The sequence below is a fragment of the Bradyrhizobium sp. Leo78 genome, from assembly GCF_059512425.1.
Map to the genome: position 1 here is coordinate 1 of NZ_JCAMOT010000309.1, position 355 is coordinate 355.

General features: G+C 56.3%; 2 pseudogenes. Both read left to right on the top strand.

The features are described from left to right. Positions 1 to 144 (top strand): annotated as a pseudogene (locus tag AC5ZG1_RS44830) (chemotaxis protein CheW); the annotation flags it as partial. After that, a pseudogene (locus tag AC5ZG1_RS44835) lies at positions 141 to 355 on the top strand (chemotaxis protein); the annotation flags it as partial. The pseudogenes AC5ZG1_RS44830 and AC5ZG1_RS44835, both read left to right, overlap by 4 nt.

A 355-nucleotide genomic window follows, 5' to 3' on the forward strand; every position in this document is an offset into this window, starting at 1 on the left:
GACGAGATCATCCAGCCGACGCCCGAAATCTCTTCCGACCTCGAGCGCCAATTTGCCCGAGGCATTCTCGCCATCGACAAGCGCATGATCTGCCTGATCGAACTTGAAGCCCTCTTTTCCGAGACCGAAAGCGAAGCCGCATGAGTGCAATGGGTGCAAAAGATCAGAGGCAGGGAGCCGATGAGGTGCTGGCGAGCGGAGAATATCCGCTGACGCGCCGCGACCTTACGGAAATTGCAGCCATGATCTACTCGGATGCCGGCATCTTCTTGAACGAGACGAAGGCCTCGCTCGTCTATTCGCGTCTGTCCAAGCATATCCGCAATCTTGGTCTGTCGGGTTTCCGCGAATATTG